Raw genomic sequence first — 25,565 nt, forward strand, 5'->3', positions numbered from 1 at the left:
AAAGAAGAAATTGAAGTCGTTGTGGAAGCGAACAAAGTAGTACAAGTACAAGTAGAAAACGCAAAAGAACTAGGAAGCTTACAAGTAATCAAGAAGGATGCAGAAAGTGGAAAAGTTCTAGCAGGTGCAGAATTTAAATTAAAGAACGAAGCTGGTCAAGTAGTTGGAGAAGCGAAAACAACAAATAAAGATGGTGTTGTGAAATTCGAAAACGTAGTACCAGGAAAATACACGTTAGAAGAAACGAAAGCGCCAGAAGGTTACAAAGCAGTAGAAGTAACAGTAGAAGTAAACATTGTTGCAAATGAAGTAGTAAAACAAGAAGTATTGAATGAAAAAGTGAAAGAAAAAATTACAGGCCAAGTAGAGATTACAAAGGTAGATGCTAATGATACAGATAAAACATTAGCAGGCGCAGTCTTTGAAATTTTGAAAGACGGAACAAAAATAGACACATTAACAACAGATAAAAATGGTAAAGTAACTTCGAAAGAATTGGAGCCAGGAGATTATATTTTAAAAGAAGTTCAAGCTCCAGAAGGATACACTTTATCTGATAAAGAAATCAGATTTACGATTTCTAATCAAAAAATTGAAGCTATAAAACTTCAAATTACAAATCAAAAAGAGCCAGGCGAAGGAACGGAAACACCAGGTGAAGGAACGGAAACACCAGGTGAAGGAACGGAAACACCAGGTGAAGGAACGGAAACACCAGGTGAAGGAACAGAAAAGCCAGGTGAAGGAACAGAAAAGCCAGGCGAAGGAACAGAAAAGCCAGGTGAAGAAACAGGAAAGCCTAATTTACCAGAAAAAGGACCGGGTTCTTCTAATAATCAACAACTGCCAGCTACAGGGCATGATATGAATTATCTTCCATTCGTCGGTTTTGTTCTTCTGTTATTAGGAATACGTTTAAGATTTATGACTAAAAATAGTTAATAGATGTATAAAAGGCATAAGAGGAATGTTATCTCTTATGCCTTTAAGTTATTAATAGAAGAAATAAGGTAAAACCTTCTGTATTGACCTGCAAACGCCCTTCAAGTAAACTAAAGAGAGTTTGCAAATGAAAAGGTGATAATGTTGTTAATTTCAATTAAAACGTTACAAGACGATCGTTTTTTACGTCCTCTACAAAATATTGGCGGTTTATTTTTTGAAGAGAGCACGATAGGGTTTGATAAAGAAGAAGCAAATCTTATCGTTGATATACAGATAGAAGGTAATGTGACAGCATCGGCTCGTTTAACAGATGTTGCGACTGGAAATGTATATGAAGAAACATTCTCGAAAGATTTATCTGCTTTCACAGAAGAAAAAGAACGTATGAAGCAAGTGAAACATGTTGTTTCTTACGTATATCTTTCTGTACTTCAACAGCTAACTGGACTTGAACAGAGCTGGGGAATTTTAACTGGGGTACGCCCAACGAAGCTTCTTCACAAACTGCTTCAAAATGGTATGTCAAAAGAAGAAGCGCACCAAGAACTTCGTGAAAGTTATTTAATTCATGAAGAGAAAATTGAACTTCTTCAGCGCATTGTTGATTGCCAATTAGCGGTGGTTCCAGATTTATACCGCTTGAAAGAAGAAGTAAGTATTTATATCGGTATTCCGTTTTGTCCTACAAAATGTGCGTACTGTACGTTCCCTGCTTACGCAATTAACGGACGCCAAGGATCAGTTGATTCGTTCTTAGGCGGGTTACATTATGAAGTTCGTGAAATTGGTAAGTTTTTAAAAGAAAAAGGTGTTACAGTTACGACGATTTATTACGGCGGCGGTACACCGACGAGTATTACAGCAGAAGAGATGGATATGTTGTATGAAGAAATGTACCAAGCTTTCCCTGATGTGAAAGATGTACGTGAAGTAACAGTTGAGGCGGGTCGTCCAGATACGATCACACCAGCGAAGCTAGAAGTGTTAAATAAATGGAACATTGACCGTATTAGTATTAATCCGCAGTCATACCATCAAGAAACACTAAAAGCAATTGGACGTCATCATACTGTAGAAGAAACAATTGAGAAGTATCATTTAGCACGTGAAATGGGAATGAACAATATTAACATGGACTTAATTATTGGTCTTCCTGGTGAAGGGTTAGATATCTTCAAGCATACGTTAGACGAAACTGAAAAGTTAATGCCAGAATCGTTAACAGTTCATACTTTATCATTTAAACGTGCTTCTGAAATGACGCAAAACAAACGTAAATATAAAGTAGCAGGTCGCGAAGAAATCACTGCGATGATGCATGAGGCGGAAGAGTGGACGAAGAACCACAATTACGTGCCATACTATTTATATCGTCAAAAAAATATTTTAGGTAACTTAGAAAACGTTGGGTATGCAATGCCTACGCAAGAAAGTATCTACAATATTGTTATTATGGAAGAAGTACAATCGATTATCGGACTTGGTTGCGGGGCATCAAGTAAATTTGTTCACCCACAAACAGGAGCAATTACACACTTTGCGAATCCGAAAGATCCAAAATCATATAACGATGGCTTTGTGAAATATACAGAAGATAAACTGAAAATTTTAGAAGAGCTATTCGTGTAAGAAGAAGGCTATCCCAATTTTGGGATGGCCTCTTTTTAATATAGGGGGCTATTGCCCACCATTTTTGTTGGTAACTCGATATATTTTGAATATCGACGACATAATTTCATTCACCAAGATACCGCACTGTTTGTAAAACTATGTCGATAATAATCAGAAAAATTAGTCGGATTATTAAAGGACAATGTCTACTTATAGACGAAATGATAGATTTATGAAAGAGAAAAGGGGGAAATTGTTGGCATGTACATGACGATAGGGAGAATTTTTGATTTAGCAGTTGGCAAGTATCCGAATAAAGAGGCGTTAGTAGAACCAGAAAAAAATATTCGCTGGACATATAAACAGTGGGATGAGCAAATAAATAAAACGGCGCAAGCTCTATTGAAAGAAGGAGTAAGAAAAGGAGACTCTGTATCTGTTTACTTATATAACTGTCGTGAATTTGTAAACGTTTACTTAGCCTGTGCCAAAATTGGGGCGATCTTTAACCCGATTAATTTCCGCTTAAAAGCAAAAGAATTATCGTATATCCTCCAAGATGCAGCCTCGAAAGTAGTTGTCTTTGAAAAAGCAGTCGAATCAACTGTTGCTATGATTGAACGAGATTTTCCAAGTACGTCTTTTTGGTATGTAGAAGACGATACACCTTCCTATGCGAGTTCTTACCATGAAAAAGTAAATGAAGCATCAGCTGAAAAAGTAGATATTGTAGTAGATGAAATGGATTATTGTTCTATGCTTTATACGAGCGGTACGACTGGTCATCCGAAAGGTGTACTACATCGCCATCGTGATATGGCTGAGCATAGTATGATTTGTACGTATTTCATAAAATATAACAGGGATAGCGCCGGACTTGTGGTAGCGCCTTTATATCATTGCGGCGAGTTAAATGCTGGAATCATACCGCGCATTCAAGTTGGCGGAAAGAATGTTATTTTACATCATTTTGATACGGATAGAGTGTTACATACAATTCAAGAAGAGAAGATTACGACGTTTTTTGCAGCACCAACGATGTGGAATATGTTACTGCAAAAAGATTTATCCCAGTATGATTTAACTTCGATGAAAATCGGTGTATATGGCGGGGCTGCGATGGCTCCGGCACTAGTGAAGGAATGTAAAGAGCGTCTTTATATTGATCTTGTCCAAATTTACGGAATGACAGAAATGGGACCGGTTGTTGCGTTTCTCGTGGAAGAGGATCAAATTACGAAAGCTGGTTCAGCTGGAACACCGTGCTTTAGCCATGAAATTAGAATTGTTAAACCGAACGAAGATGCACCAGCAGAGCCAGATGATGTATTGCCTCCTTATGAAGTAGGGGAAATTATTTTGCGCGGCCCGACTATGATGGCTGGATATCATAATCGAGAAGAAGCAAATGCAAAATCGATGTATAAAGGCTGGTATCATTCTGGTGATTTAGGCTATTTCGATAAAGACGGTTATTTATTCGTTGCAGATCGCGTTGATGATATGGTAATTAGCGGTGGTGTAAATATTTATCCACGTGAAATTGAAGATTTCCTTCATAGTCACCCTGGTGTATTAGATGTTGCAGTACTTGGTGAGCCAGATGAATTATGGGGAGAACGTGTTGTTGCGGTCGTTGTAAAGAAAGATGAAAATATTTCAGAAGCCGATTTAGAAACGTATTGTAAAGAAAGTGATGAATTAGCAGATTATAAACGTCCGCGTCATTACTTATTTGTAGATGAACTTCCTCGTAATGCGAGCGGAAAATTACAAAAATTTGTGCTAAGAGAGTCGTTGAAAGGCGCAAAACAATAGGGGGCTATCTTTACAAATAAGATTATCTTTCTTAATAAGGAAATAGTGTCAAGCTCTTCTGTTTTTAGTTTGAGAACGGGCTGTATATAAAAAGTGGAGACTATGTGTCTCCGCTTTTTATTATTCTTGTACGCATATAAGTTTGTTGATGAAAGATTTAATTTATACCTTTTAAAATCGCATGTTTTATTTTTTTGCGAAATCGAGTGATTAGCGTGATGATAATAATACCGAAAATAATTTTCCAAATGTGTTGTTCAAGTACTAGGAATATATTTTCTAAGTTTTCCCCTAACCAGTAACCACCGATTAAGAAGAATGATACCCAAAATAGGGCGCCTGCATAAATTGTCATCGCAAAGCGGCGAAACGGTAAGTTAATAATTCCTGCAAAGTAGCCTGTGAAGTGGCGAACGCCTGGAATGAAAAAAGCGATAAAGATTAGAAAATATCCGTATTTATCAAACCACATTTTCGTTAAATTAATTTTTCTTTCTGTTAAAAATACATACTTCCCGTATTTCTGAATGAAAGGCATACCCAGTTTATTCCCTAAAAAGTATTGGAACGTCATACCTGCGCTTGTCCCAATAAAGGATAAAACAATTAAAATTGGTAAACTTAAATCACCTTGATGTGATAAAAATCCTGCATAAGCTAATGTTGGCTCTCCTGGAAACGGAAGAGCAATATATTCTAATAGTAATCCGACAAGTACTACATAATACCCATATTGCTGAAATAATTCGTGAATCCATTCCATATTGTGCGCTCCTTTTTATATTGAAGTTGTTATACATCTTCCTCTCTTTCGCACTAATCGAACTGAACCAATAGTAGTAGAGTTTGGCTGGAGGATCTAGGTTAGTATGATTTTTGACAACTACTCACGATCATACTGAATATAGCTCTTTGCTAAGTAGCAAAGAGCATCGAAGTGTACATGCTACGATTAGTTAAAGTCATAGCGGTATAAAAATACGTTGAAAGCTTCTTCTTTTGGCCCGAAATTCACTGCTTTTTCTTGTATACGTTGGAAGTTTTGTTTGTCATAAAATGTATAGTTACATTCATTATCTGTATATAAATATAAAGATGTTACATCTTCTTTTGTCATGTATTGGAATAAATGGTTCAATAAATGTTTTCCAACTCCAAGACCTCTCGATTCTTCGGATACGATGAATAATTGTATACAGCCTTGAAAATGATCTTCTTTTCCTTGAATGAGTTCTTTATATGTTTTTTGAACCTTTATAAATGCCTTTAAAAATTCTCTATTCTCTTTATTCGTTATGAATAGTTTCATCGTGTTAAAGGCAAAGCTAACAGTATTATGGAATTTCTTTAAACGGTTTTTATCTTTTTCGGAATCGCCTAAAATGACACCGATAACTTTATTATCTTTTTCAGCTACCTTACTAAAGGAACTTCCTAAAATGCAACTGTGTAGATAGAAGTTTAATATTGAATTTAAAAATTTTTTATCTGTAATGAATTCATTAAACCCAAATGCCTCACCAATTAAATGTTTTATAGGCTCATAGTCTTCCTTAACAAGACTTCTATATTTTACTGTGTTCATAATTGTATACTCCCTTTATCAATATAAATGACTTATTATAAATAGTAAGGTCTCCTCTTAGGGGAGAGTCAATGGTTGCATGCGAAAAAATATAAGGGAAGAGATGCAAATGAAAAAGTTATTTTCTATTGGAGAAGTTGCAAAAATAAAGGATATTACGATAAAAGCGCTAAGATACTATCATAAGATGGGGATTCTTATTCCAAAACATATTGATGAATCAACGGGGTATAGATATTATTCTATAGATCAATTTATTCACATCGACATTATAAAAAGCTGTAGAGAGTTGAACACCAGTATAGTAGAACTGCAAGAGATTTTTAAGGAATGTAATACGGATAAATTGCTGCGATTTTTACAATTAAAGAGAGCGGAAGCGGAAGAACATATAAAGAAAATGAAAGAGGTAATGGAAACGATTGATGACTTACATGCGAAAGTAGGGAGTTCACAGGAAATATTAAAGAATGATGAAATCTCTATTGAATTTTTTGAACAGCGTTATGTCGTTGTTGCGCCTTGTAAAGAAGTAGGGAGTTTACAGGAATTACTGTATTATTCCGATTTAGAGAAAATCGTGCAAGATTATGAAGAGAAAATGGCAATGGAGATGGGGATTCTATACAATGTCAATGAAAAGTGGGATGTAGAACCAAAGTATGTTTTTAATAAGGTACAAGATCATGTACATATGGAAGAGATGCCAAATATAAAAGTATTACCAGGCGGGAAATATGTAACATTAGCGTATAGTAAAGAAAATGAAGAAGCACGTCGAAATTTTATAATTGAATATACAAAAGAAAATAATATAGAAGTGGAGAGTTTTATTGAAGTGGAGTTAGTTAGTGATATTTTTAATACGGAGACGTATAGTTGTCAAATTCAAATTTTTATAGGGGATAGTGAGAATAAGAAGTTTTGATGCCATAAATTTAGGGATGGGACGATCCCTAAAGCCTAACCTTAAATACATCGACTTAACTGCAAAATAAGATAACGATAGCCTACTTATTAATAAGAGAGACCATCCCAAAAAAATTGGGACGGCCTCATTGGATCATATTATTTACGTGAGAAACCTTCTTCATCAAGGTATTCTGCAGCTTCTGGATAAGAGTTGAATGTACCGTCTAAGTTTACGCCAGCGTAAACGTTCCACATGTCATCCTCTTGAATAAGAGTTAGGATATGACCGTCTTCGTTACGCCATTCTTCTTCGGCAGCAGGTTCCATTGGTGCTACAATTTCCTCTGGCTCCTGTGATAGACGTTCAATTACTTTTTCAATTAATGAACGCAGTTCTTCTTCTGAAAACTCACGGATGTTAATCATGCCTTTATCATCTGTTTTATAACCTTTAATGAAGTTTGCATATACAAATCCGTTTCCATTTGGGTGTAAATGATATACAACGTTCTTTTTATCTAAACGACTTTCTTCAAAGTGAAAGTTGACGCGTTTTAATGATACGTTCTTTCTTTCTAATTCTGGGAAAGATTCAATAATCGATAATTTTTCTTCAAAAGTTAGCATAGTGCCTCCAAGTATATAGTAAAAGATTTAATTTGTTCATTATAGCATAGTTGCAATTGTTTCCAAAGGTAAGGAGGAAACTTTTATTTGGATGCGTTTACGTCACGATACTGTAAAAAGTGGGCTAACGAATGTATTCTTTTAGGTGTACAATGGAACGTGGACTTAATGAGAAGGTGGTTATTTATATGTTTCAAAAAATAGCAAAGGAATGTTTAGCAGGGTTTACTGTTGCGATTGTTGCTTTGCCGCTAGCAATTGCATTTGGTATTGCCGCAACGGGAACGTCTGAGGGAGCGCTAGTCGGATTGTATGGTGCGATTTTTGCAGGTTTGTTTGCGGCGTTATTTGGTGGTACACCGGGGCAAGTAACGGGTCCTACTGGGCCGATTACAGTTATTGCAACAGGTGTTATTGCAACTCACGGATTAGAGGCGAGTTTTATAGCCTTTATGATGGCAGGGTTATTTCAAATTTTATTTGGTGTATGTAAGCTAGGCTCTTACGTTCGGTATATTCCGTATCCTGTTGTTTCAGGGTTTATGAATGGGATTGCACTTATTATTATTTTAGGTGAAATGAAGCACGTACAAAATAGCTTTCTGCTTGTGTTGTTAACGATCATTGTAATGATCGTTTCTGGAAAATGGATTAAGGCCATTCCATCAAGTTTAGTAGCATTAGTAGGTGTTACAGTAGCGTTGCCGTTGTTTTCTTCTATGCTACAAGGAATTACGGTAAACTTACCAGTTGTAGGAACTCTTTCTTTAAATAAGATGATTGAAAAGATAGGTGCAATTCCAGAGGCGATGCCATCTCTTCACGTACCAACTTTAGACGCAAATGGTATGTTAGCACTTGTATTACCAGCACTTAGTATTGCTTTACTAGGATCAATTGACTCATTACTAACATCTGTTGTAATGGATAATGTGACGGGAACGCGTCATAAAAGCAATAAAGAGTTAATCGGACAAGGTATTGGTAATATCGCGAGTGGTTTGTTCGGCGGATTAGCAGGAGCAGGTGCAACTGTTAGATCCATCGTCAATATAAGAAGCGGGGGGAAGACGGCACTTTCAGCTTGTATGCATAGTGTCATCTTATTCATTTTCATTATGGGACTTGGTTCAGTGGTACAATATATTCCGCTTGCTGTATTATCAGGTATTTTAATTTTAACTGGTATTGGAATGTTTGATTGGGAAAGTATGAAGAAGATGCATGTAGCACCAAGAGGTGATGTAGTTGTAATGCTCGTGACGATGTTTGTGACAGTGAAATTTGATTTAATGGTTGCTGTTGCGTTTGGCATTATTCTTTCTTTCATTATATACATGGTGAAGTGTAAAGAACGTAAAGCTTCTATTATAAAAGAAAAAGAAGCGACGTATACAATTCAGGGACCACTTTCATTTCTAACAGTAGATCGTATTTTTGCTTCTTTACAAGATGTGAAGTCACCAGTTATTTTACGGATGAAAGATGTACGCTATATGGATGTATCAGGGGCTATGGCATTATTAAACTTTGTTGAGCAATCGGATAAAGCAGGAGCGAGTGTGACACTTGAACATATACATCCGCATGTTGAAAAGACGATAGTGATGATGGCGAATAATGAGCAAAAAGAGAAATTACGATTTTTAGAAACTAAAGCGATGTAATAATAAGGACTTTCACATGGAATGCTTTGTAGAGTGTGAAAGTTTTTATTATTTTTACTGTGTTTGTTATATTTGGGATTCGTATATCTGGATGTTGCAAGCTTGTTGATAATTGATTTTCTACACATTATAGTAACATCTTAGATTAGCAATGTGCTATTATAATAAGGTATGTGAATTTTGAGATTCCTTTATATTTAGAAGGAAGAGCTTTAAGCTGGAGGGAATATTTGATGTACAAACAGTTACCACATGGAGTGAAGATCGGGGTTACACGATCAATTGTTGTTTCTTTTGAGAGATATATGAAAGAAATTGAATGGAATGAAGAAAAATTTGATATGCAGCAATTTCTTGAACAGTGGAAACAATATTTATACACAAAATCAACTTGGATTAATAAAGTAGACGACGAGTTGAAAGGACATCCAGATTTCCATCAAGCATTAGCGATGAAAGTAAATGAAAAAATTAATGAGCTTATTAGTGAGAAACCAAACGAAGAACAATTAGAGCAGTTAAAACAGAGCGACGTAAAGCATGTTGATGAAATGTGTAAACTAGAAGCGGAGTATCATATGGAACGTTTATTAGTAACGAAGTAGATTTTACATAAAAATAGAGCCTATCCTAAAGAGGTGATGACCATCTTTTAGGATAGGCTTTTTTGTATATTAGTCTTGTGGTACAAATGCTGTCCAGCTAGATAAATCCATATTTTGTTTCAAGATGGATGAAGCAGGGAAAACAAATGACCATGGTTTTGTAGTATTCGCTTTAATTTCAAGATTCGGTAACGTGAAAGCACCTTTAACAACGACTTCTCCAGAAGCGTCCTCAATATGAAGGGGAAGTTGTTCTAGTTGAATGTTGTCTTTATAGCCGTTACGAATTAGCAGTGTTGTATGTAAATCGCCGTTCTCTTTCAGTGCGGCTTGTAAACCTAGGAAGTTAATTTCACCTTCACTTGGAGGCGTTAAATTGTCTACAAAATTACGTAAAGATTCTTTGCTTGCTTCAGGTAACTGCGCTTCCCAAGATGGATCTAAATCTAGTTCATGCTTACTTTCAAGTTCGAAAGCTAATTCCCAATCTGATTGAGATAGTTCAGCTTCAGTTATTGTTTCTTGCTCAAATGTAAATATGAAAGGCATATTCACATTTGCAGGAATATCTCCAAGAGCAGACAGGTTAAATGTTTTACGTGCGCACAGCTTTTTATCTTTGTTTAATAGAAGTAATGTAACTTCTTCGAAAGAAATCGGTTTTGGGACACTGCTGCGAATGAACGCAGCTACATCGTATGCACCATCACGTTTTTCAATTTCAATTCCTGATAAAGAAATTTGATATTCTTGTAAAAGTGGTAATTCTTTATGTAAGAATTGGTAAATGTATTTTTGTTCTTGTGCTACTTCACCCCAGCTAGGATGGAAGTAAAGAACAGGCTTTACTGCTTTATTTTGAGAAGTAGTTTCTTCTTGTCCAAATAATTGATTACTAGAAACAGTAGTATCTTTTCCTTTTTTCTTTGCCTTTTTCAGGAATGATAACATAAATTTTCACCTCATGATTGTACGTTTTCTGGGACTGCTAAATGTCTCGCGATATAGCGGCACATTTCTTTTTCAAAATTACCGTAAGTGTATAAGAAAATATCCAAACCTTCTTTTTGGTAAAGGCGAGTTGGATCTTCTTGTTGATATTGTCTTAAGCCAATACCTTCTTTTAAGTGAGTCATTGCATCTAAGTGACTTACCCAGTTTTGATCTAGGAAGTGTAAACCAACGTAGCGCAGTGATTGTTGTAAATCCGCATGGTTATTTAATTCTTGTACACGTTCGATATAGCTAGAAATTGTATCTTTTAAAACGATTTGTAAATCCTCAGGCGAATGTACGTCGTTCGCAGATAATAGCGGCAAAGTTTCAGCCGGTAAAATTTCTTTAATAGATGCTGTTAAACTAGTGAAATCCCATTCTTCAGGAAGCATTCCTTCGAAAAGGTGCTGTTTAGCAATTGCATCTACAGAATGTCCAATCATTGGAATAACAAGTTCTATCATATTTGTTTCTTCTTTTAATAAATTGTTGCGCAGTGTATAGATAACATTACGTTGATCATTAATTACATCATCTAGTTTTAAATTATATTCACGCATTGAGTAATGACTACCTTCACAAATTAATTGTGTACGGTTAATGAAATCATGGACCTTAGATGTATGAATAAGTCCTGTTTTGTCAGTTTTTAGTGATTTTTCCAACTTTTCTACTTCTTCGTGTGCGAAGCGCTTTAGCATCTCATCCTCTAAAGATAGGAGGAATTGAGAGCTTCCCGGATCACCTTGGCGACCAGCTCGTCCTTTAAGTTGGTTATCAACACGGCGGGATTCATGACGTTCTGTTCCAATTACATGTAATCCACCAAGGGCGTGGACACCCTCACCTAGTAAAATATCAGTACCTCGGCCTGCCATATTTGTAGCGATTGTAATTTGACCTTTTTGTCCAGCAGTTGCGATCAAATCGGCTTCTTGTTCTGCACTCTTCGCGTTTAATAATTGATATTTGATGTTTGCTTCATCTAAGTAACGAGCAACTGTTTCAGATTGCAAGATAGACATCGTCCCAATTAAAATAGGGCGTCCTTGCTTATGGTGTTTTAGAACTTCTTCACGCACAGCTTTATATTTATCATCAGCCGTTACATATACTACATCATTTTTATCTTCACGAAGAACAGGACGGTTCGTTGGAATTGGAAGAACTTCCATATTGTATACACGGTTGAATTCTTTTTCTTCTGTTTTTGCTGTACCTGTCATACCTGATAATGCTGGATACATACGGAAGAAGTTTTGAATTGTAATAGAAGCTTGTGTTTGGTTTTCTTCTGTAATTTCTAAACCTTCTTTTGCTTCTAGTGCTTGATGCAAGCCGTCACTTAAAGAGCGACCATCCATAACACGTCCTGTGAAAATATCTACAAGTAGTATTTTTTCATCATGCACAATATAGTCAACGTCAAGCTGGAAAGCGACATTGGCACGTAATGATTGAATCATATAATGGTATAGAGTTTGATGCTCTAAATCATATAAGTTATCGATATCAAATAAATCTTCTATTTTTGTAATACCGTCTTCTGTAAAACTAGCTGATTTCGATTCTGCATCGTATGTATAGTGAAGGGTATCTTGGAACGATTTAATAACTTTTGCACATAAATAATGCAAATCAGAGCTACTGGATTTCTTCCCAGCAATGATAAGTGGCGTTTTCGCCTCATCAATTAAAACGCTATCAATCTCATCGATAATAGCAAAGTGATAGGGGCGCTGAACTTGATCATTTTGTGAAGCAGCCATATTATCGCGAAGATAATCAAAACCAAACTCTGTTCCAATACCGTATGTAATATCAGCTTCGTATGCAAGTTTCTTTTCAGAAGGATCGATTTGAGGAATATTTAATCCAACTTGTAAACCGAGAAATTCATGGACTTGGCCAATTAACTCTTTATCACGCTTTGCTAAATAGTCGTTTACCGTAATAACATGAACGCCTTTTCCTTCAAGTGCACGTACATATGTTGGAAGAGACGAAACTAATGTTTTTCCTTCACCAGTTGGCATCTCTGCAATATTACCTTCTAGTAATACTAGTCCACCAATTAACTGTACATCGTAATGGCGTAATCCAAGCACGCGTTTTGCGGCTTCGCGTACAACAGCGAATGCTTCTACTTTTATGTCATCAACTGTTTTACCATCTTTAAGCATACTTTTGAATGTGACAGTTTTGCGACGTAATTCTTCGTCAGATAAATCAGACATTTGTTTTTCCAAATTATTAATATCTTGAACGAGTTGTTCATATTTTTTTAGCTTTCTCTTTTGAGAATCTCCTAACAATTTCTTTACCGAATTCAGCATGTTGTAAACACTCCTCTTACTGACAATAGCTACATTATAGCACATGTTTATCTTGAACAAGTAGAAGTAGTAAATTGAAGAAAATACTGGATAAAAATACGTGTATCATGCACATATTATATTTAAAGCATAAAAAGAAAGAGAGTATTCAATATATAAGAAATTTGGTATGATAACTAAATGAGATAAAGTGATGATTCTCAAGATGAATGAATAATATGGATTTAATATTTTATGTAGATTATATATTGAAAGAAAAGAGATAGAAGATGAATAAGAAGTTTGTAAAAGGCGCTGCGATTTTAACCGTTACAACGTTTTTATCGAAAGTAGTGGGGAGTTTTTTTCAAATCCCATTGCAAAATATAGCAGGGGATGAAGTACTTGGGATTTTTCGCCTTGTTTTTCCTGTATATATGATAGCCTTAACTTTATCAGTAGCGGGAGTCCCGCTAGCAATATCCCAGTTAATAGCTGATCTTCATGAAAAGAATGATCGTGATGGAATAGCGAAATTGTTTACGTCCGCATCTATTATAGGTGTTATATTTGGGGTTCTCGGATTTTTAATTATTATTATTGGATCAAGTAGCATTGCAAATATGCTTGGTGGGCAAGAGACGAGGCTAGCATTAATTGTTACTTCGTTTGCTTTATTAATCGCACCATATATGGCAGTGTACCGTGGATATTTCCAAGGGTTCGGAGATATGATACCTACTGGTGTATCACAAGTAATTGAACAGTTGATACGCGTATTCTTTATGCTAACAATTGCTTATGTATTTGTATATTGGAATAAAAGTAGTGATATCATAACAGGCGGAGCGATGATTGGTTCTTGTTTTGGTGTTATTACGTCACTCATATATTTGCGAATGAAATATGTGAAAAGCATGTATCGCTATAAGAGCGAAACATATTCATTACAAGATTTTAAGACAAACGCGAAAAACATACTCCGTGTTTCAATTCCAATTGCAATTGGAGCGTTATCGATGCCTGTTTTAAATTTAGTTGATTCTATAACAATTCCACATGTATTACATGAATCTTCTACAACGATTCAGGAACAGTTTGGTATATATAGCCGTGGTTTTGCATTTACGCAATTAATTGTTGTATTTGCAAGTGCGATAGTATTTCCGTTAATTCCATTATTAACAGCGGCTTTAACAAAAAAAGATATAGCTTTAGCTAAACTGACAGTAAAACGTACAAATGAGTTTGCGCACGTTTTAACAATGCCGATAACGATATGGCTTATGGCGCTCACAGTACCGCTTAATGTTGCATTATTTACAGATACAAAAGGAAGTGGTATGTTAGCTATTTTAATTGGTAGCTCGTATTTCACATCACTTATGGTATTATCAATAGGAATCTTGCAAGGGATTAATCGTTCGATGCAAGCAGCATGGATTGTCATCGGTGCAAGTTTCGTAAAAATTATATTAAATATAGCGCTAGTAAACCAATTCGGTATAAATGGAGCAGCGTATAGCACCCTAATTATTTATATAATGATTTGTATCGCAAATCATATTTATATTAGAAAAGATCTTTCTTATCCAATGGATATAGGGAAGTTTTTGGCGGTCATTGGAGTATCTAGTATTTTAGGTATAGCATTATACTTTGTGTCTACATTAATTAATGTGACAGATTCCAGGATTCTAGCAATGATATATAGTGCTGTGGCGCTAAGTGTAGCATCAGTATTATATGGCATATGTGCACTTAAACTAAACTGGATATCGAAAGAACAAATTCCATTTTTACGTAAATAAAATCGTTTGTTATAGAAAATGAACAATATTATAAATGGGCATGACTTGTTAGATGTTTGTGAAAGAAATCAATTTGAAGTTATCAAACCTTCCTCGGCAAGGAATGGATAACAATTTGTTTAATTACAAAAAGAGTTGATTGCGAAATGTTGGAGGAGATTAAGAGTGCGGTTAGTTTTATCAGGATATTATGGTTTTTATAATGTTGGGGACGAAGCAATTTTGCAATCAATTATTAAAGCGCTACATGAAGAGGATCCTACTCTTGAGCTTGTTGTACTTTCAAATGACCCCGACTATACAAGGAAAATGTACGGTGTAGAAGCAGTAAATCGCTGGGATATAAGAGCGATTTACCGAGAAATAAAGAGAAGTAATGGTTTAATTAGCGGAGGCGGAAGTCTCTTGCAAGATAAGACGAGTATTAAAAGTATTTTATACTATACGGGTATTATGCGACTTGCCCGTTTTTTGAAAAAGCCGTATTATATTTACGCCCAAGGAATCGGACCTATTACGAAGAAGCAAAATCGTTTATTAGTGAAATGGCATGTATCAAAGGCTGAATATATATCAGTGCGTGATGAAGACTCTTTTTTGTACTTAAAAGAAATTGGTATTAAGAAAGATATCGAACTTGTTCCAGATCCGGTATTAGCTTGTCAGCCAGAAGAAAAGAAATCCAATTGGCTTCAAAAACATTCTCTGCAAGGAAAAGTCGTTGCGGTTAGTGTAAGGTACTGGGATGCAAAAGAAGATTATATGAAGAAGTTAGCAGATACGCTGAAAAAGCTTAAGCAAGAGGGATACCATATTTTATTTGTACCGATGCATGGACCATTTGATCAAAATGCATCAAGGGATATCATTAATTTGATGGGAGAAGAAGCGCACATGCTCCCTTATAAAATGGATATTCATGAGAAAATCTCTATTTTATCAGAATGCTCCCTTTTAATAGGGATGAGACTGCATGCTCTTATATTATCGGCAGTTGCAAACACGCCTATGATTGGAATTTCATATGATCCAAAGATCGATTCGTTTTTACAACAAGTAAATCAGCCGATTATTGGGAATGTTGATGGAGACTGGACGACAGAAACATTACATAGTATGGCGATTAAACAATTAGAGCAAACAGAATATGTACAAGAAACGTTAGGACAAAGGGTAGAGGAATTGCGTGAGCAAATTTCCATAGCGTCCAAATATATTATTAATGACTTACATGCAAAAGAGTCTATAAAAAGAGGAATGGAATAGAGGCCATTCCTCTTTTAATTCAATAATTGAGTAGAAAAAAGAACAGAGGTTGTCTGTTCTTTTTTTGCTATGTAAGTAAGGATTTGAAAGAGAAGCGTATGAAAGAAAAAATGTCGAAAAAAACAACAGATTGAAGTTTTAGTTGTTCCTGAATAGGTGGGTTTTATCTTAAAATCTTAACGTTATTATATAAATAATATCGGTATAATGCGTTTTATATGAAAATAATTGGATAATGATGTCGGTTTTCTTCAAAAAAGCGATCTTAAGAATTATGTCGAACGCCAGAGAAATATAGCGTTAATTAATTTTATTATCTTTATATTTAGATGTTGAAATTATAAGTGTTTTTCTGCTATAGTTGTAAATGGTTATATAAATATTGTACAAATGTAGTTCTGACGTATTGTTTCGTACATTTAAGATATTCCGATTTTAAAATCGGGTTATTTAAAATAAAAGTCGAAAAAAAATGAACGTTAGAATTATGAGAATTCACTTTTTTGTCGAATTTAAGGATTTAAATTCGGGTAAAAATGCTTTGATGTCGTTATTATTCTGTATTACGGAATAATTTATATATATAGGATCTTAACTACATTTATATTTACTAGTTTCAACATTAAATAGAATATCTATTTAAAATATTATGGAACTAGTATTACATTCCTGAAGGAGGAAATATATAAAATGGCAAAGACTAACTCTTACAAAAAATTAATCGCTGGTACAATGACAGCAGCAATGGTAGCAGGTGTTGTATCTCCAGTAGCAGCAGCAGGTAAAACATTCCCAGACGTTCCAGCTGGTCATTGGGGAATTGATTCTATTAACTACTTAGCAGAAAAAGGCGCAATTGCAGGTAATGGCACAGGAATGTTCGAGCCTGAAAAAGAAATAACTCGTGCAGAAGCAGCTACAATGATGGCTAAAATCTTAAACTTACCAATCGAAGAGAACGCTAAACCATCTTACCCTGACGCTCAAGAAGGCTGGGCTACTTCAATCATCGCAGCAGTTGAAAAAGCTGGCGTAGTTAAAGGTAAAGATAACGGCAAATTCGAGCCAAACGGCAAAATCGACCGCGTTTCAATGGCATCTATGCTTATAGAAGCTTACAAATTAGATACTAAAGTAAACGGTACTCCAGAAACTAAATTCAAAGACTTAGAAGATAGCTGGGGCAAAGCAAAAGCTAACATCCTAGTTGAATTAGGAATCTCTGTAGGAACTGGCGACAAATGGGAGCCAAATAAAACTGTAACTAAAGCAGAAGCAGCTCAATTCATTGCTAAGACTGACAAGCAGTTCGGACAAAAATCAGAAGCTAAAGTTGAGTCTATTAAGGCAATCAACGCTAGAGAGATCGAAGTTAAACTTGGCGCTACAGTGAAAGAAGAAGATGTGAAGAACGCGAAATTCACAATTTCTCAAGGTGGTACTCCAGTAGCAGTTCCTGCAAAAATCGGTGAAGATAAAAAATCTGTAATCTTAACTCTAGAAGATGCTGATATGCTTAAAAATAACAATGCTTATGTTGTGACTGTTGAAAAATTAAAAACTGCTGAAGGCAAAGAAATTCCAAAAGCATTAGAAGTTATCTTCTTTAATGATGAAGTAGCTCCAATTGTATCTACAGTATCTACTCTAGAAGGAAAACTTAAAGTTGTATTCAGTGAAAAATTAAATGCAACAAAAGGTGCAACTGTAGTAGTTAACGGCCAAAAAGTTGAAGGTAAAGTGGAAAACAATACATTCACTTCTAATAACGCTTTAAATCTTGAAAACGGTAAAGAATTCTCAATCATCGTAACTGGTGCTACAGATTTAGTTAATAACACTATGGAAATGTACGAAGGTAAAGCTACTTATAAAGTAGAAAAAGATGTTACAGCTCCAGAAGTTAAAGATGTTAAAGTGAAAGAACTTGCTAAAGGAAACGCTACATTAGAAGTTACATTCTCTGAAGAGATGACTAACGCGGACCTAGGTACTGTAACAGTTAAAAAAGGCAAAGAAACTTTAGTAGCTACAATTTCTGCTGATGCTCAAGATAAAACAAAAGCAGTTGTTGAAGTAAAAGACGCTCTTAAAGCAGATGAAACAGCCACAAATCTTACAGTTGAACTTGTTGGTTATAAAGATGCAGCTAACAACGTAGGTCAAAAAGTATCTAAAGAAGTAAAAGTTACAAAAGATGTTGTAGCTCCTAACTTCGTAAAAGCTGTAGCAGAAAAAGAACAAAGCGTAGCAGCTACATTTACATTTGACAAAGAAGTAAATGTTGAAACAACTAAATTTGATAAAAAAGTTGTTCGTATTATTAATCAAGATACAAGTGAAGATGTAACAGAACAAGTAACTGCAGCAGTAGTTAAAGATAATAAAAAAGCAATCACTTTAACATTCCCAGCTGCAGGTAACTACAAAGTTGCTGCTTCAAAAGGATTTATTCAAGATACAGCTGGCAATAATTCAGCAGCATTTACTGCAGATGTAAAAGTTGATAAAAAGAAAGATGAAGAAGTAGTAAACGTAGATAAAGTAGCTCCAAAGGTAACAAGTGCAGCATTTAATAAGGCTGAAAATACTCTTGTAGTGAAATTTGACAAGGTAGTAAAAGGTGGTCAAGGTGCAGAGTCAGCAGCTAATGTAAGCAACTACACATTAGCAGGTGCTAAATTACCAGAAGGTACACTAATCACTTTATCTGGTGATACTGCAACTATCGAACTACCAAAAACATTCACTTTCGAAAAATCAGAAACAGTGAAGTTTACAGTAGCTAACGTTGCAAATGCATCTGGAGTAAAAATGGGTACAACAAACCTATTATTAGATGTTATTGATACAAAAGCTCCTGAATTCAAATCAGCTAAAGTTACAAATGTAGGGAAACAAGAAGTAACTCTTACATTCTCTGAAGCTGTAAACGTTGATGCAACTGACTTTGTATTTGACTTAAATGGTGTGCCATTTACAGTAACAGAAGAATCTGCTAATAAAGCAAAAGAAAGTGCTTCTAAAGAAGTAGCACTTAAGCTAACAACTACAGAGAATGTTAACTTTGCAACTGGTACATTAACGCTTAAAGCTAAAGAGCTTAAAGCGAATGAAACTTTAAATACAGTTGACGGCCTAGCAAATAACAAACTTGTTGCTTTCAAACCAGTAACAGTAGCTCGCTAATTGAAATAAATTTCAATAGAAAGAGTCCACATTATGTGGGCTCTTTTTTTATGGTTTAATTTTTATAAAGAACGATTTTTGAAAAATAAATCATATTTTGAAGATTTATAGTTAGTTTTATTGAGAAATAAATTGACAACGTTTTCAAAAGTGGAAAAACACCCCATTAATATGTGAAACTTTTGTAAATTCACTGCGTTTTTCGTTAAAAAAACATTCAAAAAAAAGAAGAAAATGTCGAATTATAATAATTTAAGTCGAATATAGTCCGAAAATTGAATTTATTGTAAAAAACATTTAGGTGATGAAGTGGAAATATGTGCTATAATTCCAATTGTGTATTCGATATGAAAAATATACGAAGCGCAGTGAGAGTGATTTATAGGGAAACAGTTTGTTCATTTCTATATTTTAGTATTATTGATATCTAAATAATACAATTAGAAGACTGAATTATCAGAATATGTCGAATCTTCTTTTGAGAAAGTTCTTGATAACGAATAGTTTTGTATAGTATGATGAATTTGTTTCAGAAAATGGTATTTAAACCTTATATTTACATCTTCCGGTTTATATCATTTTATTTTGTGAACTACTTTTCTTATGGTATTTTATGCTTTTGTTAATGTTTTTTATTGTTTTATGGCTTTTCTAACTAGCTAGTTTTCAAATTACATATGATATGAAACTAGTAGCATATTCCTGAAGGAGGAAAATTATAAAATGGCAAAGACTAACTCTTACAAAAAATTAATCGCAGGTACAATGACAGCAGCAATGGTAGCAGGTGTTGTATCTCCAGTAGCAGCAGCAGGTAAATCATTCCCGGACGTTCCAGCAGGTGATTGGGCGGAAGATTCTATTAATTATTTAGTAGAAAAAGGCGCAATTGTTGGTAAACCAGATGGTACATTTGGTCCAGCTGAATCAATCGATCGTTCTTCTGCAGCAGTAATTTTCACTAAAATTTTAGGATTACCAGTTGATGAAAATGCTCAACCATCTTTCAAAGATGCTAAAAATATTTGGTCTTCAAAATATATCGCAGCAGTTGAAAAAGCAGGTATCGTTAAAGGTGATGGAAAAGAAAACTTCTATCCAAACGGTAAAATCGATCGTGCTTCATTCGCGTCTATGTTAGTAAATGCTTATAACTTAAAAGACAAAGTTAACGGCGAGTTAGTTACAACATTTGAGGATTTATTAGATCATTGGGGTGAAGAAAAAGCAAACATCCTAATCAATCTTGGAATCTCTGTAGGAACAGGGAAAAAATGGGAGCCGAATAAATCTGTATCTCGTGCAGAAGCAGCTCAATTTATCGCATTAACAGATAAAAAATATGCAAAACCAGATAGCACACAAGCATATGTAACTGATGTGAAAATTTCTGAACCAACGAAATTAACATTAACAGGAACTGGTTTAGATAAACTTTCTGCTGATGAAGTAACTCTTGAAGGTGACAAAGCAGTTGCGATTGAAGCAACCGCTGGCGGTACATCTGCAACTGTAACACTTGGTGGTAAAGTTGCTCCAAATAAAGAACTTACTGTAAAAGTGAAAAATCAATCATTCGTAACGAAATTCGTATACGAAGTTAAAAAATTAGCTGTAGAAAAATTAACATTTGATGATGATCGTTCTGGTCAAGCAGTTGCCTTCAAATTAAACGATGAAAAAGGTAACGCTGATGTTGAGTACTTAAACTTAGCAGATCATGACGTCAAATTTGTTGCAAATAACTTAGACGGTTCACCAGCAGAAATCTTTGAGGATGGAAAGTCAACTTCTGCTACAGGTAAACTTGGTGTTGGTCTTTCACACGGTGATTACAAAGTAGAAGTACAAGTTACAAAACGTGGTGGTTTAACAGTTTCTAACACTGGTATTATTACAGTGAAAAACCTTGATACACCAGCTACTGCAATTAAAAATACTGTATTTGCAGTAGATGCTGATAAAAATGGTGTAGTATACGGTAATACACTTACTGGAAAAGACTTCAAGTTAAATAGCCAAAATTTAGTTGTTGGTGAAAAAGCACAAATCCATAACGTAGTTGCTACAATTGCTGGAGAAGATAAAGTAGTTGATCCAGGATCAATTAGCATTAAATCTTCAAACCACGGCATTATCTCTGTAGTAAACAACTACATTACTGCTGAAGCTGCTGGTGAAGCTACACTTACTATTAAAGTAGGCGATGTAACGAAAGACGTTAAATTTAAAGTAACTACTGATTCTCGTAAATTACAATCAGTAAAAGCTAATCCAGACAAATTACAAGTTGTTCAAAATAAAACATTACCTGTTACATTCGTAACAACTGACCAATATGGCGATCCATTTGGTGCTAACTCAGCTTCAATTAAAGAAGTTCTTCCAAAAACAGGTGTAGTTGCTGAAGGTGGATTAGATGTAGTAACAACTGATGCTGGTTCAATTGGTACAAAAACTGTTGGTATTACAGGTAACGAAGTAGGCGAAGGTACAGTTCACTTCCAAAACGGTAACGGTAATACTTTAGGTTCATTATACGTAAACGTAACAGAAGGTAACGTTGCATTTAAAAACTTTGAACTTGTATCTAAATTAGGTAAATACGGTGAATCACCTGATACAAAACTTGACCTAAATGTTTCTGATACAGTTGAGTATCAATTATCTAAGTACACTTCAGAGCGCGTATACTCTGATGCTGAAAACTTAGAAGGCTATGTAGTAGAGTCTAAAAATCCAGAAGTAGCTGATGCTAAAATTGTTGGAAATAAAGTTGTTGTTAAAGGTTTAAAACCAGGTAAAGTTGATATTCACTTAACGAAAAATGGTGCAACTGCTGGTAAAGCGACAATCGAAATCGTTCAAGAGAAAATCGCTATTAAATCTGTAAACTTCAAACCAGTTCAAACAGTAAACTTCGTTGAGAAGAAAATTAACATCGGTACTGTATTAGAACTTGAAGGAAGTAACCTTGATGATATCGTTAAAGGTATTAACTTAACGAAAGAAACACAACATAAAGTACGTGTTGTAAAATCTGGTGACAACCAAGGTAAACTTTATCTTGATACAAATGGCAATGCTCACTTCGATTTATTCGATCAAGAGCTTGGTCATGTAACAGTAAATCAAACAAGTGATTCTGCACTTCCAAACTTCAATCCGGACATCTATAATACTTTAACTACTAAGTACACTGACAAAGGTACATTAGTATTCAAAGTATTAAGAGATAAAGACGTTGTAACAAGCGAAATTGGTTCACAAGCTGTACACGTGAACGTGCTTAACAACCCAAATCTATAAGTTGATTATAGATAGAGTGAAAAATCAGTGGGGATTGATTCCCACTGATTTTTTTTCGCAAATATCGCAAAGAAACCTCTTGTAATTTTCACAAGAGGTTTCTTTTATTTTTTAAACTTAAACATATCCCCACTCAAGTTCGAATCACTATACACAAACAATACCATGTTAATGTTGTTGTCTTTAATGTATTGATATACATCCTTTTCGTGATAGTGACGAAGGTCGAGGATGGATGTGTGATTGAAGCTTTGTGCTAAGTGAGGCATGATTGCGTTTGCGAATGAGTCTTTTAGGACTAAAGCTCGTACATCATTTGGTGCATTGTTATTTTCGATGACGATTTCTGGATAGTCGTTTGCGTAATAGCCTGCGTATGATGTTGTGTCTTTTTGTTTTTCTACGCCATATAGTTCATCTAATGTGCGATATACGGTGCCGTTTACATCTTTGGCGACTACGCTCGTAAAGTTGAAGCCGTCTTTTGGTGTGTAGTAGCATAGTTTTTCTCCAGTTGCATCGATTAGTTGGTATAGCTGGTTGTTAAAGCTTCCGACTAGATGTTTATTTGGAGCACACGTACGAGTGTAATTTTCTTTTTTTATTTCTTTTCCTTTATATATAGAAGATTGTTGCGCGATTGTGTTCATTATATATTGATAGCCTAAGAAGGCACCATCCATATTCCAGTGGTGGTCTGTTTTGAAGTACATACTTTGTATTTCTTCATTTGTATAGTTTTTCTTAAAGTGTTCCATGAGTTTAATTGGTTTTACGTCCGCTGGAAGTTTATCTAGAAAATAATTTAAATTTTCCTGTGCATATGTGTGAATATGGGAAGGTAATTTAAATGATAATGCATTCGTTTTGGACGGTGGTAAGGCAAAGTAAAACTCAACGTTTTGTTCTTTTAAAAACTGAGATAAATCGTTTATAGCAGGCATGGATTGATCGATTTCATTATATTTTGTAGTCCATGCTGGGTTTTTTAGAAGCCATTTATCATCAGTTAAAATAATATCGTTAATGAGAGACTTGTCCATTTTAATTTGAGCAAGCGTATAGTTTTTTATGAGTTCATCTCTTCCGATTAATTGATCGTTTGTATATATCTCAAAGTCTTTAAAGAAGCTACCATTTACGACAGCTTCTTTTGTAAGAGCTGGTTTTTGAGCGAGCGGACGATTTTCAACGGGCGAAACTGCTCGGTCAGTTTTGAGAAGCGATAATATGCCAAATGAAAAGATAATGGTGAGAAAACCGATAAATAGGACGATGTTCCCCAATTTTTTCATAATAACGTTTCCTTCCTACATAAAGTGAAACTTTAATCAGTGGGGAGTGTTCATCCCCACTGATTATCAGCCTTAACCAATCGGGCTTTTCCGGGCAGCCCGGAAAATAGCGGGATAAGTTAAAACCTGAAATAAATAAATGGATTATACGTCGAATTAATTAAATAGATAATCGAGATCATAAATAATGTTAGTAATAATATAGGACGTACAACTTGCATCGTGAACATATATGTTTTGGGCGCAAGTTCTAGTATGTTTTTAACTCTCTTTAAAATCGGTGTCGCTGCGATAAAGGCAATGATAAAAATAATAATGTATTCATGTACGTATAACATTGTGTTGTCATCGATGAAAGATTGCCCCCCTATGCCAAACATCGCTTTTAAATATTGGAACGAGTAAGCGAAGTTATCAGCTCGGAAGAAGACCCAACCGATCATAACGATGATTAGTACATATGCATGTTGCAGCGGTTTCCATAGTTTATTTAATATTTTCTCGAATCCAGCTTTTTCAATGGAGATAATAAAGCCGTAATATAAGCCCCAGGCGATAAATGTCCAGCTTGCTCCGTGCCATAAACCGGTTAATCCCCATACGATGAAGAGGTTACGGTAATTTGCTAGTTTGGAAACGCGGTTTCCACCAAGCGGAATGTATATATAGTCGCGGAACCAAGAACCTAGTGTAATATGCCATCTTCTCCAAAATTCTGAAATGGACTTTGAGATGTATGGATAATCGAAGTTTTTTGGGAAATCAAACCCGAACATTTTTCCAAGTCCAATTGCCATATCGGAGTATCCTGAGAAATCGAAATAGATTTGAAGTGTATAGGCGATAATCCCGATCCAAGCTGTTCCAGCACTTATCTCAGACGGCGGTAAGGCGAAGATTTTATCTGCGACAAATCCGACCTGATTAGCGATTAATATTTTTTTCGCTAATCCTAGAATGAAAATTTGGAGACCTTCTGTAAATCGTTCAAAAGAATGGATGCGCGTTTTAATTTGATCAGCAACGATATTGTAACGAACGATTGGTCCGGCAATAAGCTGCGGGAAAATTGATATATATAACGCTAAGTTAAGTGGATTCTTTTGAACTGCGCCATCTTTACGGTATATATCGATGACGTATGACATCGCTTGGAACGTATAGAATGAAATTCCAATTGGTAGTGGAATAGGTTCCACATGAATAGATAAATGAAAAGTTTGATTTAAAATGTCTGTGAAAAAGGAAATGTATTTAAAATAAGAAAGTAATAAAATATTTCCGACCACAGCCATAATTAAAAATGTGACTTTCATATTTTTTCGTTTATCATAATGATGCACGAGTAGGCCGAAGCAGTAGTTTAAAAGAATAGAAAAGAGCATTAAGAGGACGAATCGAGGTTCTCCCCATGCATAGAAAATTAAACTAAATGCAAGTAATACGAAATTACGTAGCTCGGCACGCACTATAAAATAGAAAAATAATACGAGAGGTAAAAAGATAAATAAGAAAACAGAACTACTAAATACCAAAGGACTCTCCTCACTTTTTTCAAAAATACATTTCGTGCAAAAAAAACGACATTTCTATTATATATTCTTTTATATAAAA

17 protein-coding genes are annotated in these 25,565 nt (G+C 35.1%); 10 read left to right on the forward strand and 7 right to left on the reverse strand.

The genetic code is table 11. The features are described from left to right. From BAU23_RS03900 to BAU23_RS03910, 3 genes are all read left to right on the forward strand, one after another. The coding region (locus tag BAU23_RS03900) for an MSCRAMM family protein (RefSeq protein ID WP_116733272.1) at positions 1 to 942 on the forward strand (942 nt) is incomplete at its 5' end. Between the two features lie 141 nt (positions 943 to 1,083). Beyond that, on the forward strand, positions 1,084 to 2,574 hold the full coding sequence (locus tag BAU23_RS03905; RefSeq protein WP_002074694.1) for a coproporphyrinogen III oxidase: 1,491 nt from the start codon (positions 1,084 to 1,086) through the stop codon (positions 2,572 to 2,574). A 243-nt stretch (positions 2,575 to 2,817) separates the two neighbouring features. Next, positions 2,818 to 4,374, forward strand: a complete 1,557-nt coding sequence (locus BAU23_RS03910; protein ID WP_000281966.1) for a fatty acid--CoA ligase — start codon at positions 2,818 to 2,820, stop codon at positions 4,372 to 4,374. 157 nt (positions 4,375 to 4,531) lie between these two features. On the opposite strand, the gene BAU23_RS03915 is transcribed toward BAU23_RS03910, so the two are convergent. Next, a complete protein-coding gene (locus BAU23_RS03915; protein ID WP_000454768.1) occupies positions 4,532 to 5,137 on the reverse strand; it encodes a DedA family protein in 606 nt (201 codons plus the stop codon). A 189-nt stretch (positions 5,138 to 5,326) separates the two neighbouring features. Further along, positions 5,327 to 5,959, reverse strand: coding sequence for a GNAT family N-acetyltransferase (locus tag BAU23_RS03920; RefSeq protein WP_016128785.1), 633 nt, complete (start codon positions 5,957 to 5,959; stop codon positions 5,327 to 5,329). 79 nt (positions 5,960 to 6,038) lie between these two features. On the opposite strand from BAU23_RS03920, the gene BAU23_RS03925 reads away from it, so the two are divergent. Continuing rightward, positions 6,039 to 6,887 (forward strand): MerR family transcriptional regulator, encoded by an 849-nt coding sequence (locus BAU23_RS03925; protein WP_016128786.1) that lies wholly within the window; start codon positions 6,039 to 6,041, stop codon positions 6,885 to 6,887. A gap of 140 nt (positions 6,888 to 7,027) precedes the next feature. Here the strand turns inward: BAU23_RS03925 and BAU23_RS03930 are convergent, their stop codons facing one another. Then, positions 7,028 to 7,498: a hypothetical protein gene (locus BAU23_RS03930; RefSeq protein WP_000955001.1), complete on the reverse strand. Its 471-nt coding sequence runs from the start codon at positions 7,496 to 7,498 to the stop codon at positions 7,028 to 7,030. Between the two features lie 188 nt (positions 7,499 to 7,686). On the opposite strand from BAU23_RS03930, the gene BAU23_RS03935 reads away from it, so the two are divergent. Then, complete coding sequence (locus tag BAU23_RS03935; RefSeq protein ID WP_000486674.1) at positions 7,687 to 9,165, forward strand: SulP family inorganic anion transporter; 1,479 nt, start codon at positions 7,687 to 7,689, stop codon at positions 9,163 to 9,165. Positions 9,166 to 9,398: 233 nt separating this feature from the next. Continuing rightward, positions 9,399 to 9,770, forward strand: coding sequence for a hypothetical protein (locus tag BAU23_RS03940; RefSeq protein ID WP_071733544.1), 372 nt, complete (start codon positions 9,399 to 9,401; stop codon positions 9,768 to 9,770). Between the two features lie 69 nt (positions 9,771 to 9,839). Here BAU23_RS03940 and BAU23_RS03945 read toward each other — a convergent pair whose 3' ends face one another. Both BAU23_RS03945 and secA2 read right to left on the reverse strand, forming a co-directional pair. Beyond that, complete coding sequence (locus BAU23_RS03945; protein WP_071733547.1) at positions 9,840 to 10,721, reverse strand: accessory Sec system S-layer assembly protein; 882 nt, start codon at positions 10,719 to 10,721, stop codon at positions 9,840 to 9,842. Positions 10,722 to 10,732: 11 nt separating this feature from the next. After that, complete coding sequence (secA2, locus tag BAU23_RS03950) at positions 10,733 to 13,102, reverse strand: accessory Sec system translocase SecA2 (protein ID WP_000935168.1); 2,370 nt, start codon at positions 13,100 to 13,102, stop codon at positions 10,733 to 10,735. A 269-nt stretch (positions 13,103 to 13,371) separates the two neighbouring features. On the opposite strand from secA2, the gene BAU23_RS03955 reads away from it, so the two are divergent. The 4 genes from BAU23_RS03955 to BAU23_RS03970 all read left to right on the forward strand — a co-directional run bounded on the left by BAU23_RS03955 (position 13,372) and on the right by BAU23_RS03970 (position 22,656). After that, positions 13,372 to 14,892 carry a putative polysaccharide biosynthesis protein gene (locus tag BAU23_RS03955; RefSeq protein ID WP_001034596.1) on the forward strand — a complete coding sequence of 507 codons (1,521 nt, stop codon included), beginning with the start codon at positions 13,372 to 13,374 and terminating at the stop codon, positions 14,890 to 14,892. A gap of 165 nt (positions 14,893 to 15,057) precedes the next feature. Then, positions 15,058 to 16,158: a polysaccharide pyruvyl transferase CsaB gene (gene csaB, locus BAU23_RS03960; protein WP_001241612.1), complete on the forward strand. Its 1,101-nt coding sequence runs from the start codon at positions 15,058 to 15,060 to the stop codon at positions 16,156 to 16,158. A 690-nt stretch (positions 16,159 to 16,848) separates the two neighbouring features. Then, complete coding sequence (locus tag BAU23_RS03965) at positions 16,849 to 19,347, forward strand: S-layer homology domain-containing protein (RefSeq protein ID WP_071733551.1); 2,499 nt, start codon at positions 16,849 to 16,851, stop codon at positions 19,345 to 19,347. 723 nt (positions 19,348 to 20,070) lie between these two features. Continuing rightward, a complete protein-coding gene (locus tag BAU23_RS03970; protein WP_016128791.1) occupies positions 20,071 to 22,656 on the forward strand; it encodes an S-layer homology domain-containing protein in 2,586 nt (861 codons plus the stop codon). A gap of 104 nt (positions 22,657 to 22,760) precedes the next feature. Here the strand turns inward: BAU23_RS03970 and patB1 are convergent, their stop codons facing one another. Both patB1 and BAU23_RS03980 read right to left on the reverse strand, forming a co-directional pair. Next, positions 22,761 to 23,951, reverse strand: a complete 1,191-nt coding sequence (patB1, locus tag BAU23_RS03975) for a secondary cell wall polysaccharide O-acetyltransferase PatB1 (protein ID WP_071733553.1) — start codon at positions 23,949 to 23,951, stop codon at positions 22,761 to 22,763. 119 nt (positions 23,952 to 24,070) lie between these two features. Beyond that, positions 24,071 to 25,486: an MBOAT family O-acyltransferase gene (locus tag BAU23_RS03980; protein ID WP_071733555.1), complete on the reverse strand. Its 1,416-nt coding sequence runs from the start codon at positions 25,484 to 25,486 to the stop codon at positions 24,071 to 24,073. Positions 25,487 to 25,565: the final 79 nt, after the last annotated feature.

It is taken from the genome of Bacillus nitratireducens (assembly GCF_001884135.1).
GTDB classification, from domain to species: Bacteria; Bacillota; Bacilli; order Bacillales; family Bacillaceae_G; genus Bacillus_A; species Bacillus_A nitratireducens.

What these genes read in the sequence shown, in the direction of transcription:
- BAU23_RS03930 (WP_000955001.1), bottom strand. Translation starts at nt 7,498, where the DNA reads ATGCTAACTTTTGAAGAAAAATTATCGATTATTGAATCTTTCCCAGAA.
- BAU23_RS03965 (WP_071733551.1), top strand. Translation starts at nt 16,849, where the DNA reads ATGGCAAAGACTAACTCTTACAAAAAATTAATCGCTGGTACAATGACA.
- BAU23_RS03910 (WP_000281966.1), top strand. Translation starts at nt 2,818, where the DNA reads ATGTACATGACGATAGGGAGAATTTTTGATTTAGCAGTTGGCAAGTAT.
- BAU23_RS03935 (WP_000486674.1), top strand. Translation starts at nt 7,687, where the DNA reads ATGTTTCAAAAAATAGCAAAGGAATGTTTAGCAGGGTTTACTGTTGCG.
- secA2 (WP_000935168.1), bottom strand. Translation starts at nt 13,102, where the DNA reads ATGCTGAATTCGGTAAAGAAATTGTTAGGAGATTCTCAAAAGAGAAAG.
- patB1 (WP_071733553.1), bottom strand. Translation starts at nt 23,951, where the DNA reads ATGAAAAAATTGGGGAACATCGTCCTATTTATCGGTTTTCTCACCATT.
- BAU23_RS03970 (WP_016128791.1), top strand. Translation starts at nt 20,071, where the DNA reads ATGGCAAAGACTAACTCTTACAAAAAATTAATCGCAGGTACAATGACA.
- BAU23_RS03905 (WP_002074694.1), top strand. Translation starts at nt 1,084, where the DNA reads ATGTTGTTAATTTCAATTAAAACGTTACAAGACGATCGTTTTTTACGT.
- BAU23_RS03915 (WP_000454768.1), bottom strand. Translation starts at nt 5,137, where the DNA reads ATGGAATGGATTCACGAATTATTTCAGCAATATGGGTATTATGTAGTA.
- BAU23_RS03925 (WP_016128786.1), top strand. Translation starts at nt 6,039, where the DNA reads ATGCGAAAAAATATAAGGGAAGAGATGCAAATGAAAAAGTTATTTTCT.
- BAU23_RS03945 (WP_071733547.1), bottom strand. Translation starts at nt 10,721, where the DNA reads ATGTTATCATTCCTGAAAAAGGCAAAGAAAAAAGGAAAAGATACTACT.
- BAU23_RS03920 (WP_016128785.1), bottom strand. Translation starts at nt 5,959, where the DNA reads ATGAACACAGTAAAATATAGAAGTCTTGTTAAGGAAGACTATGAGCCT.
- BAU23_RS03955 (WP_001034596.1), top strand. Translation starts at nt 13,372, where the DNA reads ATGAATAAGAAGTTTGTAAAAGGCGCTGCGATTTTAACCGTTACAACG.
- BAU23_RS03940 (WP_071733544.1), top strand. Translation starts at nt 9,399, where the DNA reads ATGTACAAACAGTTACCACATGGAGTGAAGATCGGGGTTACACGATCA.